Genomic DNA, 12783 nt, shown 5'->3' with positions numbered 1-12783 from the left:
TATTAAAGTAATTCCAATAATCCACAGCTGGTAATTTTTTGGCTGTGGATTTTTACTATATAGAGGAAGATTTATCTGTTTAGTGGAATAGATATGCCAGTTCTATTTCTCCTTTCAGAACCCAGAGGAGTTTTGAAAATAGTTTTCAGTTTGAACTGGTACATCTATATTGACAAACATCTTATATAAATGTAAGCTAATTTTGACAAGTTAATAACAGATTTAGGTGCCTTTCAAGAAACTAGTCTTAGAAAGGTGAAAAGGGAATGCGGTTTAAATCCGCAGCAGCCCCCGCTACTGTAAGTGAAGACGAACCTTTTAATACCACTCTTATATAGAAATAAAGTTAAGCCTTAAGATTAGAACATTAGGTAAGAACTTTAATTATAAAGGGGAAGGTTAAGGAGAGAAAGAAGCACAAGCCAGGAGACCTGCCTAAATTTAAGGAAAAGTAAGTCTTTCGGAGGGAAAGTACTATTTTTATTGATAGTTTATACGGAATTAATATGCGTTAATAAATGCTTATTCTAAGCAGAATAATACTATATGTTATAGGTATAGTTTATACGCATAATTTCTATATATACGTCTTATGTAAAGATAGTATTCTTTTGAAGAATATTATCTTTTTTTGTTTTTAAAATAATAGTGAATAAGTTTTTAATTTGTGAATATAGAAGCACAGTTTTAGGGGGAAGTTTAATGAATGATGTAATAAAAAAGAAGGATATTAGTAAGAAAGCAATATTAGTGGTTAGCTTTGGGACTACTTATGAAAATACAAGAAAGTTAACTATAGAAAAGATAGAGAAATTGATAGAAGAAAAATATAATGAATATGAAATAAGAAGGGCTTTCACAGCTCACGGTGTAATAAAAAAACTTGCTAGTAAGTATGACATGCATGTAGATACACCTGAAGAAGCATTAGAAAAATTAAAAGAAGAAGGTTTTGATGAAATAATAGTTCAGCCTCTTCATCTTATACCAGGTTTAGAGTATGACTATATAAGAAATGTAATAGAAAAGTTTTCAAAAGACAATGATTTTAAAAGTATAAAGCTTGGAAGACCACTTTTATATTTTAAAGGAGAAGAAGATGATATACCGGATGATTATACTTTGATGGTGAACGCTTTAGAAAACCAAGTACCAAGAGATGAAGCTGTTGTTTTTATGGGTCATGGTACACATCATCCTGCAAATTCAACTTATAGTTGTCTTCAAACTGTGTTTTGGGATAAGGATTTTGACAAAGTATTTATAGGAACTATAGATGGTTATCCAACCTTAAATCACGTTATAAAGAATTTGAGGAAAAATAATATAAAAAGGGTTACGTTAATGCCACTTTTACTAGTAGCAGGTGATCATGCCGTAAATGATATGGCTGGAGATGAGGATGATTCATGGAAAAGTATACTTCAAACAGAAGGTTTTGAAGTTGATGTCTATATGCATGGTCTAGGTGAAAATATTGATATACAAAATCTATACCTTGAACATTTAGAAGATACCATAAGTGAAAAATACATAGGTATAGGAAAGAATAAAAAAGGAATGGCTAGCAATTTTTAAGGGGGGATAAAATTTGGCTAAAATCATGATACAAGGTACTGCATCCTCAGTTGGCAAAAGTATTTTAGTAGCTGCGTTATGCAGAATATTTAAACAAGATGGCTTTAAGGTAGTACCGTTTAAATCGCAAAATATGTCCTTAAATTCTTATATAACCTTAGATGGCAAAGAGATGGGGAGAGCTCAAGTTTTGCAAGCTTATGCTTGCGGCTTAGAACCAGAAGTATATATGAATCCTATTTTGCTTAAGCCAACTTCAGATAAAAAATCTCAAGTAATAGTTAATGGGAAAGTATTTGGTAACTATACTGCTATGGAATACCATAATATGAAAGCTGGCTTTAAGGATATGCTTAAAAAACATTTTGACAAGCTAGAAGAAGACTTTGATATAGTTGTTATTGAAGGGGCAGGGAGCCCAGCAGAGATTAACCTAAGAGATAAAGATATAGTAAATATGGGAATGGCAGAACTTGTGGATGCACCTGTGCTTTTAGTTGGGGATATAGACAAGGGAGGAGTATTTGCAGCTTTAGCTGGAACCATGCTTTTACTTAAGGAAGATGAGAAGAAAAGGGTTGAAGGTACAATTATAAATAAGTTCAGAGGTGATGTTAAGATACTTGAACCTGGACTTGATATGCTAGAGGAGATAATAGATAAACCTACCCTTGGAGTTATTCCTTATTTTAAACTAAAACTAGAGGATGAAGACGGAGCTGTAGATTTTAATAAGAAAGTGACTGCTCCTATAGATGTGGCAGTAATAAAGCTTCCTAGAATATCAAACTTTACAGACCTTGATGCGTTGAAAAATGAAGAAGATGTATCCGTAAGATTTATAACTTCTCCAGAAGAGTTTGGAACACCAGATCTTCTAATAATTCCGGGTAGTAAGAATACCATAGAGGATCTTAAAGCTTTAAGAGAAAATGGGTTGGAGGATAAGGTTATAACTTATTCTAAATCTGGTATGGTTATTGGAATTTGCGGTGGATATCAGATGCTGGGAAAAAGTATAGAGGATCCATATGAGGTTGAAACAGAGCTAAGAGAAATAAATGGTATGGGACTTTTAGATATAGGAACTGTGTTTGAAAAAGAAAAGGTTACTACAAGAGTGAGGGCAAATGTAGTATCTGAATTTTTTGGAAAAGATAAGACACCAGATAACGGTGGTAACGAGTTAGAACAAATATATGGATATGAAATTCATATGGGAATAAGTAGCTATGGAACAGAAGTAGAGCCATTATTCGAAATTGTCGAGAAAAATGGCCAGTATCTAGGAGAGCAACAATTAATTTATAAAGATGGAGCAATAAATATTAATGGAAATATAATGGGCACATATATACATGGTATTTTCGATGGATGTCTATTTAGAGAGTATATTATTAATAAATTAAGAGAGAAAAAGGGGCTGTCTTATAAAAAAGCAAGCAACTATGAAAGCTTAAGAGAAAGTGAACTTGATAAGTTAGCGGATATTGTTAGAAATTCTTTAGACATGAATAAGATATACGAAATAGTAGGATTAGAAAAGGAATTATAGGAGGATACAAGAGATGAAAAGTATAATCATATCCTCAAATTCTAGCGGTGGAGGTAAGACCACATTTACCCTAGGCCTCCTCAATCTATTAAAACGTAAAGGGTTAAAGGTACAAGGGTATAAAGCTGGTCCAGACTATATAGATCCAGCCTTTCATTCCCATATAACAAAGTCCGCATCGAGAAATCTAGACCTTTTCCTTATGGGAGATAGGGGAGTTAAGTCAAGCTTTTCAAGAGGGGTTGGAGAGTATGGAATAATCGAAGGAGTCATGGGGCTATATGATGGAAAGGGAATAACCTATGAATACTCTACAGCACATTTGGCGGAGGTGCTAGATATACCGGTAATACTTGTGCTTTCACCTAAGGCTCAAGTGGCAACCTTATGTGCAGAAATATTAGGACTGCAGAACTTTGGAAAGGTTAATATAGCTGGTGTGGTGCTAAATAATATAAGTGAAAGCTATTATAGACTTTTAAAGCTTGCAATTGAGAAAAATTGTGGCATAAAGGTATTTGGGTACCTTCCTAAAGATGAAAGATTGTCTTTGAAAAGTAGGCATCTTGGACTTGTACAAAGCAGTGAAATAAGTGATTTAGACGAAAAAATTGATATATGCTCGGACCTAATACATGCTTATGTGGATGTAGAAGCACTTATGAGGTGCTTTGATAATACTGAAAGATATGAAGATAACTTTAATATGTCTAATAAAAAGATAAGATCAGCTGTAGCATATGATAAAGCTTTTAGTTTTTACTATAAGGAAAATTTAGAACTTCTAGAACAGATTGGGGAAGTAGAGTACTTTAGCCCTCTTAATGATAAAGAACTACCTAGAGATATTGATTTTCTCTATCTTGGAGGAGGTTATCCAGAAGTATTTATAAAAGAATTAAGTGAAAATAAAGCTATGTTAAAATCTATTAATACACAGCTAAATACAGGGCTAAGATGCTATGGCGAATGTGGCGGGCTTATGTATCTTATGGAACAAATAGACGGAACTAATTCAGTAGGCTTTTTTGAAGGTAAAGCTATGCTTACAACTAGGCTTCAGAATTTTGGCTATGCTGAATTGGAAGTGTTTGAAGAAAATAATATCTTGAAAAATGGAAGTAAGATTAATTGTCATGAATTTCATAGATCAAAGATAGAATCTCATGAAAAGAAAATATATAAGGTTTCCAAGACTACTTTTGATAACTCAATAAAACAGTGGGAGTGTGGCTATTACAAGAATAATACCCTTGCAGCTTATGCTCACGTTCATTTCTTTGGAAATATTGAAATGTTTAGTAGTTTGGTGGATATAAATTTAGAATAAGAGCTTAATTTGTAATTATAATTAAGTTCTGTATTAAACATTAGGTATACTCGATTTTTTGAAAATGATATGAAAGCTAATAAAGTATAATACTCTAAAATAATTAGGAGAGAAAACATGGAATATATAAAGATCCCAATGGATATAGAAAAGAGAAGTTTTGAAATAATTGGTGAAGAACTAGGAGAACACAGTTTTAATGAAAGAGAGCTTAGTATAGTAAAAAGAGTTATACATACTACAGCAGATTTTGAATATAAAGATTTATTATATATAAGAGAAAATTCTATAGATGAAGCTTTAAAGCTTTTAAAAAGTGGAGTTACTGTATATACAGATACTAAGATGGCTTTATCAGGTATAAATAAAAAAGCTTTAAGTGAGCTTAATTGCAAGGTTGAATGTTTCGTGGATAGAGAAGATGTAGCTAAGATAGCAAAGGAAAGAGGAATTACTCGATCAATGGCAGCAGTAGAAAAAGCTGTGGAAGAAGGAGTAGAGTTTTTTGTTTTTGGAAATGCTCCAACAGCTTTATATAGACTTAAAGAACTTATAGAAGAAGGCAAAGCTAAGGCTAATTTTATTATAGGAGCACCAATAGGTTTTGTAGGTGCGGCTGAGTCAAAGCAGGAAGCTGAAAAGCTACCACTTCCTATGATAACTATAAGAGGTAGAAAAGGTGGAAGTACCGTTGCAGCTGCTATTGTAAATGCGTTGATGTATCTAGTAGTGAATAGAGGCTAATATGTTAGATTTATATGTTAACTGTGATGGAAAGAGGCTTAGATGTGGATATACCACTGGATCTTGTGCTGCTGGAGCAGCTAAAGCAGCTACACAGATGCTATATGAAGAGAAAGATATAAGTGAGATAAAAATAGATACTCCTAAAGGGATAGTTCTTGTGCTTCCTATAGAAAAGGTAGTAAGAGGTAAGGATTATATTGAATGTTGCATATTAAAGGATGGCGGAGATGATCCAGATGTTACTCATGGTCTGGAGATTTGGGCTAGAGCTACAAAAAAAGAAGCGGGATATAGCTTAAAAGGTGGCAAAGGTGTAGGAGTAGTAATGGGAGAAGGATTATATGTTAAAAAGGGTGAGCCAGCTATAAATCCAGTTCCAAGAACTATGATTGAAAAAGAAGTCAAAGAAGTTTTGCCCCAAAATAAAGGTGTTGAGATAACAATATTTGTTCCAAAGGGAGAAGAAGTTGCAAAAAGGACTTTTAATCCTAGACTCAACATAATTGGAGGCATTTCAATCTTAGGAACTACAGGGATAGTCACCCCTATGTCAGAAGAGGCATTAAGAGAATCTATAAAGCTTGAGATAAATCAAAAGGTAGCAAATGGACATGAGGAGCTTGTTCTTGTATTTGGAAATATGGGTGAAGATAAGGCTGAAAGCCTAGGTTTAGATAGTAATAAATTTGTTGTAATGTCCAATTATGTTGGAGATGCTCTAAACTATTGTATGGAAATGGCCATTAAAAAGGTTACGATAGTAGGACATATAGGTAAGATATGCAAGATAGCAGCAGGTTGTTTTAATACTCATAGCAGGGTATGTGATGTTAGACTTGAGGTTTTGGCACTTGAACTAGCGCTTATGGGAGAAAATACTGAGCTGATTAGAAAGGTTTATGCAGAAAAAACTACAGAGGGTGCAGTTAAGCTTCTTGGAGATGGCTATGATAATTTGTATGAAAACATTGGAGAGAAGATAATAAATAGAATAAATATATTTACTTACAATAAACTGGAAGTTGAAGCTATAATGTACGCTATGGATAGTGGAGTACTTTACGATAGCAGGAAGTGATGTGATTTTTTATGTTATATATAGTAGGTATTGGTCCAGGAAGCAAGGAATACATCCTTCCAAAGGCTACAGAAATACTTGAAGCTTCGGATATAATTTTAGGCTTTTCTAGGGCAATAGAGAGTATAAACCATATTAAGAATACCATAGTAACTGTTAGTAGTTTACAAGAAATAATAAGTGTTGCAAACTTAAATAAACATAAGAAGGTTTCAGTAATTGCCTCCGGTGATCCAGGTTTTTATGGAATTTCAAATTATATAAGAACTAAATACGAAGGAGAAATACAGGTCATTCCTGGAGTAAGCTCTTTTCAATATCTTATGGCTAAATTAAACAAGTCTTGGCAAAACAGTCATTTAGGGAGTCTTCATGGAAGAGAAGAGAGTTTTTTAGAAGAAGTAAAGAAAAATAAAATATCCATATGGCTAACAGATAAAAACAATAGTCCGGATAGCCTATGCAGAAGGTTATATAAAGAGAATATAGCTGCAATGGTCTACGTAGGAGAAAATTTATCATATGATGACGAAATAATTTCAAGTGGAAATCCAGAAGAATTAATGAATAAAGCTTTTGATGAGCTATCAGTGGTGGTGATAGAAAATGATTTATATTAAAGATGAAGAATTCATAAGAGGCAACTGTCCTATGACTAAGGAAGAGGTAAGGATAGTCAGCATAGCAAAGCTGGAAATTGAAGAAGAGTATAACTTGCTAGATATAGGTGCTGGAACAGGTTCAGTATCTGTTCAGATGAGTAGATCTGTAACAAAGGGGAAAGTAATTTCTATAGAAAAAGATGAAGAGGCACTGGAGCTTTTACATAAGAATAAAGAAAAGTTTAATGCTGAAAATATGCAAATCATAAGTGGAGAAGCACTTGAGGTGGAACCATTAGTTGAGGGACAATATGACGGAATATTTATAGGCGGCAGCGGTGGAAATCTTCAAGATATAATAAAGGTATATGGAAGTAAATTAAAGCCTAATAGAAATATGGTGTTGAACTTTATAACTATAGATAATCTGTATAAGGCTGTAAATTGTCTTAGAGAGTTAGGTTATGAGGTAGAATGTACTCAGCTTGCAGTAAGTAAAGCAAAAGGGAAAAGTCTCATGCTTACGGCTAATAATCCTATTTTTATAATTACGGCTACAAAGAAATAAAATGATTAGGAGGATATTATGGCAAAGTTATATGGAGTTGGTGTTGGCCCTGGAGATAAGGAACTTATTACTATAAAAGCAGTTAAGGTTATTGAAAACTGCGAAGTTGTAGTTGTTCCTAGTGGAATGGCTGGAGGAAAGAGTATAGCCTTAGAAATTGCAGAGGATTATATAAAAGAAGGTACTGAGGTATTGGTAAAGCATTTTCCAATGGGTGGAGAGGAACAAGAGGCTAAGATATTTGAAGCTTTTAAGGCAGTTGAAGAAAAGCTTAAAGAAGGAAAGAATGTAGCCTTTTTAACTATAGGAGATCCTTTCATATATAGTACTTATATATACTTACTAAAGCATATTGAAGAACATGGTTATGAAACAGAAACTGTTCCTGGAATAACATCTTTCTGTGCATGTGCCAGTCTTGCTAAGGAACCACTTGTCATAGGTGATGAACCACTTTTAATACTTCCAGGAAATCAGATAGATAAGATAACAGATGAGAAGAATGTTGTACTTATGAAAGTATATAAGCAAGAGGAAAAAATAATTGATATTTTAGAAGAAAAGGGCTTTACCTATGTTTATATAAAGAAAGCTGGAAGAGAAGGACAAGAGGTTATAAGAGATAGAGCTGATATAATAAAAAATAGAGAGTATATGGCTTTAATTATTGCTCATAGATAGAGGAGGAATAGATAAATGGTTTACTTTATTGGTGCAGGACCAGGAGATGTTGATTTAATAACTGTAAAAGGTAGAGATATACTATCAAGAGCAGATGTAGTAATATACGCTGGGTCCTTGGTTAGTGAAGAACACATAAAGTTTTGCAAAGAAGAAGCGGAGATTTACAATTCAGCCTCAATGAATTTGGATGAGGTTATAGAAGTTATGAGAAAAAGTGAAGCTGAAGGGAAGGAAGTAGTTAGACTACATACGGGTGATCCTTCAATTTATGGTGCTATAAAAGAACAGATGGATGAACTTAAAATCTTAGGAATAAATTACCAAGTGGTTCCTGGAGTTAGTTCCTTTACAGCAGCGGCAGCTTCTATAAAGAGTGAATTCACTCTTCCAAGTGTTACTCAAACTGTAATCCTTACAAGAGTTGAAGGAAGAACTCCAGTACCTGAAACTGAGGACTTAGAAGCTCTGGCTAAAATAGGGGCGTCCATGGCTATATTCCTTTCCATTAGCATGATCGAGAAAGTAGTAGGGAAGCTAAGAAAGGGGTATGGTAGAAACGTTCCTATTGCTGTAGTTGAAAGAGCTACTTGGGAAGATGAAAGAGTTATATATGGAACTTTAGATGATATAGCAGAAAAGGTTAAAGAAGCAAAAATAACTAAGTGCGCTCAGATACTAGTTGGAGATTTTATAGATTGTGAATATGAAAAAAGTAAGCTCTATGATAAGAGTTTTACGCATATGTTCAGAGAAGGAATAAAGTAATATATGAAGATAGCAGCAATTTGTATTAATAGCCAAGGAGAGAAACTCTACGAAGATATAAATAAATATATTTCGCTAGATTTGTTTAATAAAAATCGTAAGGAAAATTTTAATATAAGCGAAGTAGTTAGTGAAATCTTTAAGCAGAAAAAATATGATGCTTTGATTTTTTTTACTTCCACTGGAATTGCAGTAAGGGCGATTGCTCCTTATATCAAATCAAAGGATAAAGACCCAGCAGTATTGGTTATTGATGTGTTAGGTAAGTATGTAATAAGCCTTCTAAGTGGACATTTAGGGGGAGCAAACGAACTAACTACCGAAATATCAAAACTAATAAAAGCTGAGCCTATAATCACAACGGCTACGGATAATATGGGGATTGTTGCTCCAGATATAATTGCTAAAAATAATAACCTAGTGATAGATGACTTAAAAAAGGCAAAAGAGATAGCAGCACTTTTAGTTGCAGGGAAAAACGTGATCTTTATTGATGAAGAGAAAAAGATATCTACACCTAAGGGATATATTGACGGAGATTGTGATAAACAAAGCTGTGACAGTGAAAAGGTAGAAAATGCATCTTATTATTATAATAACCTAAACGATAATAAAATCCCTGAATCAGGAACAGTAATAGTTACTAATAAAGATAAATATTTAGATGAAGATAGAACCTTATGTCTTATAAGAAAAAATATTATCTTAGGTATAGGTTGTAGAAAAGATTATTCAGCTGATAAGATGAGAGAAATTGTTATATGCAAGCTTAAGGAATTTGGCTTTCATGAAAGTGCTGTAAAAACTGTAGCTACTGTAGAAGTAAAAAAAGATGAAAAGGCTATAAAGAAGCTTTCAGAGTACTTAGAGGCTGATTTCAAGATAGCATCAATAAAAGAAATTGAGAAGATACAGCATAGATATAAAGGCAGTGATTTTGTAGAAAAAACCATAGGAGTGAGAGCAGTTTGTGAACCTTCTGTAGAACTTTTTGGAGGTACACTTATAACAGAAAAGCTCAGTATAGATGGAATGACTTTATGTATAGGAGTGGAGGAAGTATAATGGGAAAATTATATGTTATTGGAATAGGACCTGGCGGCATTGAACATATGTCAATTAGAGCTAAGGAAGCAATAGAAGAAAGTGAAATAATAGTTGGATATACAAGATATATAGAATTTATCAAACCTATATTAGAGGGTAAGAAGATATTCTCAACAGGTATGATGGGTGAAGAAGAAAGATGTAAAGAAGCATTAAGATTATGTAAAGATAGTACGGTTGCAGTAATTAGTACTGGAGATTCAGGCATATATGGGATGGCTGGTTTAATTCTTGAGCTTAGAACAGATGAAGAAGTTGAAGTTATTCCAGGGATAACTGCTTCATCGGCAGCTGGTTCTATAGTTGGTGCCCCCCTTATGCATGACTCATGCAATATCAGTTTAAGTGATCTTATGACTCCGTATGAACTTATTAAAAAAAGAGTAAGGCTAGCGGCAGAAGGGGATTTTGTTATATCTCTATATAATCCAAGAAGTAAGGGAAGATCAGAATATCTAAAAGAAAATTTAGAAGCAATAAGAGAATATAGAACAGGAGATACTCCAGTGGCACTTGTTAAGAATGCCTTAAGGGGTGGACAAGAAGTTACTATATCAACTTTAGATACTTTTGATTACGAAAAAGCAGATATGCTTTCAATAGTTATTATAGGAAACAGCCAAAGCTATATTAAGGACGGATATTTTGTAACTCCAAGAGGATATAAGTTATGATAACTTTGATACTAGGAACCTCTGAAGGAAAGAAGATTCTCTCTTTACTTAATGAATTTACAGAGGATATCGCTGTTTCTACTGCAACTAATTATGGTGGAGAGCTATTGAAGAATTATAAGTATAAGATATTAAATACTAAACCCTTAGATACTGAAGATTTGAAGCAATTCTTAATTGATAATAAATCTACTATACTTGTAGATGCCTCTCATCCATATGCTCAAGTAGTAACAGAAAATGCTATGAAAGTTTGCAAAGAACTTAAAGTAGAATATATAAGATACGAGAGACCGTCTGTTGCAGAAAGTTATAAGGAAGATATAATATGCGTTGAAAGCTACGAAGAGCTTCATAAGAACCTGGTTGGTGTTAAGGGCACCATACTAAATACAACTGGAAGTAATAATATTGGCAAGTTCATGGATATGAACCTTGATAATAGAATCGTACATAGAGTTCTTCCATCAACTAAGGTCATGGAAAAATGCTTTGAACTTGGTGTGAAAACAGAAGATGTAATTGCTATAAAAGGCCCTATAAGCTATCAGTTGAATCTTGCCTTTATAGATGAATATAATGCAAAGGCAATAGTTCTAAAAGATAGCGGAGTAGAAGGTGGAACTGAAGAAAAGATCAAGGCTGCAATTGATAGAGAGCTTAAGATATTTGTGCTTGAAAGAGCGAATTCTCTATACACCAATTCTTTTTGTGAAGTTGAAGAATTAGTTGAATATATAAAGGTGTATCAGTTAGGCATGAAGTAATGTAGTTATATATAACACATCTATAATAAATTTTCATTAAAAGTTCAAAAAGTTCCATAGTTTCAGAGGATTTATAGAAAATTCATAGAATTAGTAAAATTAAGGAATTTATATTTCTATTATAGGATAGATTAAAAATATAAAGCACAATGTGCAATAAAATAGCAGGAGGTAAAGTATGAGCAAGATAGAATTGGCTAATATTGTGAATAAGTATTCTAAAAATGATGATTATGATTTTGACGGATATTTGATGTATAAGGATGTAAAAGTAGCCGAAATAAAAAATACAGAATTGATCAAGTCACTTGAAGATAATTTACTTCCTGTAATAATGATAAACAAGAACTCCGGCACTTTTGAAGCTTGGTTACAAACTAGGGTTATAGATACGCATAGAACTAATTCTAGGCAAGTAAGGCGTAGACTTAGTATAAGAACTGAAGTCTCTAAGGAAATAGTAATTAAATCAAGAGCTATGAGTATAACTGATAATTACTGGCTAAAGTGGTTAGATGAAGATATAAGCTATAAAGAAGTTAGAGATAAACTTTCTGATGGGCTAAACACAGTAGCCTTATATGGTAATCCAGAAGAAATAATTTTTAGTGAGACTGATATCAGTCCTGAACTAACTAATATAGGTAGTTTCGAGAAGTGTTGGAAACTAATTGATGGAAGCTGGTATATGATAAAAAAAGGTACTTTAAAAGAAAATTTTGCAGAAATTTTAACAGCTAACATTGCTATATCATTAGGTTTTGATGCAGTAGAATATAAAGCTATCGATGAAGGTGCTTTAGTTATGTGTAAGGACTTTACTAATAATGCTGAGGTGGATTTTGAGCCAATGTTTAGTTTTGTTAAAGACTATTGGGAGGTAGATGCATCTGTAGAGATTATTAATGAACTAGGCTATATAAAGGAGTTCTTAGATATAACTTTTATGGACGCTTTATGCTACAACATAGATAGGCATACTTTTAATTTTGGATTACTAAGAAAAGATGGTGAACCTATTGGATTAGCACCCAATTTTGATAATAATTTAGCTTTATCAGGAGTTCTTAATGATAAGGGTCTAGAAAAAACTTGGTTTTCAACTTCTTTTACTAGAAATAATTATAAACCCATATTAAGGTCTTATAATTATTCTATACCCAAAATAGATTTTGAAAATATAAAGTCAATAGTAAAAGCCACAGCAAAAGATTTTAAGATTCTAAGTCAAGATATGGATTTTCAGGATATAGTATTTAAAATTATTAAGAACAACTATGATGAATTGATTAAATAAATTATGATATTTAAGACTATTACAAGATAGC

At 33.0% G+C, this 12783-nt stretch carries 13 protein-coding genes and 1 riboswitch; all 13 genes read left to right on the top strand.

Annotation, left to right across the window (positions count from 1 at the left end; all coding sequences use genetic code 11):
• Positions 1-207: 207 nt before the first annotated feature.
• Positions 208-453, top strand: a riboswitch (cobalamin riboswitch).
• Positions 454-702: 249 nt separating this feature from the next.
• The 13 genes from J3477_RS15785 (at position 703) to J3477_RS15725 (ending at position 12752) form a co-directional block, all read left to right on the top strand.
• Entirely contained in the window at positions 703-1578 is an 876-nt protein-coding gene (locus J3477_RS15785) for a sirohydrochlorin cobaltochelatase (protein WP_206870929.1), read from the top strand.
• 13 nt (positions 1579-1591) lie between these two features.
• Positions 1592-3133: a cobyric acid synthase gene (locus tag J3477_RS15780; RefSeq protein WP_206870928.1), complete on the top strand. Its 1542-nt coding sequence runs from the start codon at positions 1592-1594 to the stop codon at positions 3131-3133.
• A gap of 13 nt (positions 3134-3146) precedes the next feature.
• Positions 3147-4463: a cobyrinic acid a,c-diamide synthase CobB gene (locus J3477_RS15775; RefSeq protein ID WP_206870927.1), complete on the top strand. Its 1317-nt coding sequence runs from the start codon at positions 3147-3149 to the stop codon at positions 4461-4463.
• 117 nt (positions 4464-4580) lie between these two features.
• Positions 4581-5207: a precorrin-8X methylmutase gene (locus J3477_RS15770; protein ID WP_206870926.1), complete on the top strand. Its 627-nt coding sequence runs from the start codon at positions 4581-4583 to the stop codon at positions 5205-5207.
• Position 5208: 1 nt separating this feature from the next.
• The gene (gene cbiD / locus J3477_RS15765) at positions 5209-6288 is read left to right on the top strand and encodes a cobalt-precorrin-5B (C(1))-methyltransferase CbiD (RefSeq protein WP_206870925.1); all 1080 of its coding nucleotides are present in this window, start codon (positions 5209-5211) and stop codon (positions 6286-6288) included.
• An 11-nt stretch (positions 6289-6299) separates the two neighbouring features.
• Entirely contained in the window at positions 6300-6908 is a 609-nt protein-coding gene (gene cbiE, locus J3477_RS15760) for a precorrin-6y C5,15-methyltransferase (decarboxylating) subunit CbiE (protein ID WP_206870924.1), read from the top strand.
• Entirely contained in the window at positions 6895-7458 is a 564-nt protein-coding gene (cbiT, locus tag J3477_RS15755; RefSeq protein ID WP_206870923.1) for a precorrin-6Y C5,15-methyltransferase (decarboxylating) subunit CbiT, read from the top strand. The genes cbiE and cbiT overlap by 14 nt, the downstream gene beginning before the upstream one ends.
• An 18-nt stretch (positions 7459-7476) precedes the next feature.
• Complete coding sequence (locus tag J3477_RS15750; protein WP_206870922.1) at positions 7477-8139, top strand: cobalt-factor II C(20)-methyltransferase; 663 nt, start codon at positions 7477-7479, stop codon at positions 8137-8139.
• Between the two features lie 15 nt (positions 8140-8154).
• Entirely contained in the window at positions 8155-8907 is a 753-nt protein-coding gene (gene cobM, locus J3477_RS15745) for a precorrin-4 C(11)-methyltransferase (RefSeq protein ID WP_206870921.1), read from the top strand.
• A gap of 3 nt (positions 8908-8910) precedes the next feature.
• On the top strand, positions 8911-9972 hold the full coding sequence (cbiG, locus tag J3477_RS15740; RefSeq protein ID WP_206870920.1) for a cobalt-precorrin 5A hydrolase: 1062 nt from the start codon (positions 8911-8913) through the stop codon (positions 9970-9972).
• A complete protein-coding gene (cobJ, locus tag J3477_RS15735) occupies positions 9972-10688 on the top strand; it encodes a precorrin-3B C(17)-methyltransferase (protein WP_206870919.1) in 717 nt (238 codons plus the stop codon). Before cbiG ends, cobJ begins: the two co-directional genes overlap by 1 nt.
• Positions 10685-11455 (top strand): cobalt-precorrin-6A reductase, encoded by a 771-nt coding sequence (locus J3477_RS15730; protein WP_206870918.1) that lies wholly within the window; start codon positions 10685-10687, stop codon positions 11453-11455. Before cobJ ends, J3477_RS15730 begins: the two co-directional genes overlap by 4 nt.
• 178 nt (positions 11456-11633) lie before the next feature.
• Positions 11634-12752, top strand: coding sequence for a HipA domain-containing protein (locus tag J3477_RS15725; RefSeq protein WP_206870917.1), 1119 nt, complete (start codon positions 11634-11636; stop codon positions 12750-12752).
• Positions 12753-12783 lie beyond the last annotated feature (31 nt).

The organism is Clostridium zeae (genome assembly GCF_017312485.1).
Classification (GTDB): Bacteria; Bacillota; Clostridia; order Clostridiales; family Clostridiaceae; genus Clostridium_AR; species Clostridium_AR zeae.
This window is presented reverse-complemented; position numbering and strand designations above follow the sequence as displayed.

What these genes read in the sequence shown, in the direction of transcription:
- J3477_RS15785 (WP_206870929.1), top strand. Translation starts at nt 703, where the DNA reads ATGAATGATGTAATAAAAAAGAAGGATATTAGTAAGAAAGCAATATTA.
- J3477_RS15775 (WP_206870927.1), top strand. Translation starts at nt 3,147, where the DNA reads ATGAAAAGTATAATCATATCCTCAAATTCTAGCGGTGGAGGTAAGACC.
- J3477_RS15770 (WP_206870926.1), top strand. Translation starts at nt 4,581, where the DNA reads ATGGAATATATAAAGATCCCAATGGATATAGAAAAGAGAAGTTTTGAA.
- cbiD (WP_206870925.1), top strand. Translation starts at nt 5,209, where the DNA reads ATGTTAGATTTATATGTTAACTGTGATGGAAAGAGGCTTAGATGTGGA.
- cbiE (WP_206870924.1), top strand. Translation starts at nt 6,300, where the DNA reads ATGTTATATATAGTAGGTATTGGTCCAGGAAGCAAGGAATACATCCTT.
- cbiT (WP_206870923.1), top strand. Translation starts at nt 6,895, where the DNA reads ATGATTTATATTAAAGATGAAGAATTCATAAGAGGCAACTGTCCTATG.
- J3477_RS15750 (WP_206870922.1), top strand. Translation starts at nt 7,477, where the DNA reads ATGGCAAAGTTATATGGAGTTGGTGTTGGCCCTGGAGATAAGGAACTT.
- cobM (WP_206870921.1), top strand. Translation starts at nt 8,155, where the DNA reads ATGGTTTACTTTATTGGTGCAGGACCAGGAGATGTTGATTTAATAACT.
- cbiG (WP_206870920.1), top strand. Translation starts at nt 8,911, where the DNA reads ATGAAGATAGCAGCAATTTGTATTAATAGCCAAGGAGAGAAACTCTAC.
- cobJ (WP_206870919.1), top strand. Translation starts at nt 9,972, where the DNA reads ATGGGAAAATTATATGTTATTGGAATAGGACCTGGCGGCATTGAACAT.
- J3477_RS15730 (WP_206870918.1), top strand. Translation starts at nt 10,685, where the DNA reads ATGATAACTTTGATACTAGGAACCTCTGAAGGAAAGAAGATTCTCTCT.
- J3477_RS15725 (WP_206870917.1), top strand. Translation starts at nt 11,634, where the DNA reads ATGAGCAAGATAGAATTGGCTAATATTGTGAATAAGTATTCTAAAAAT.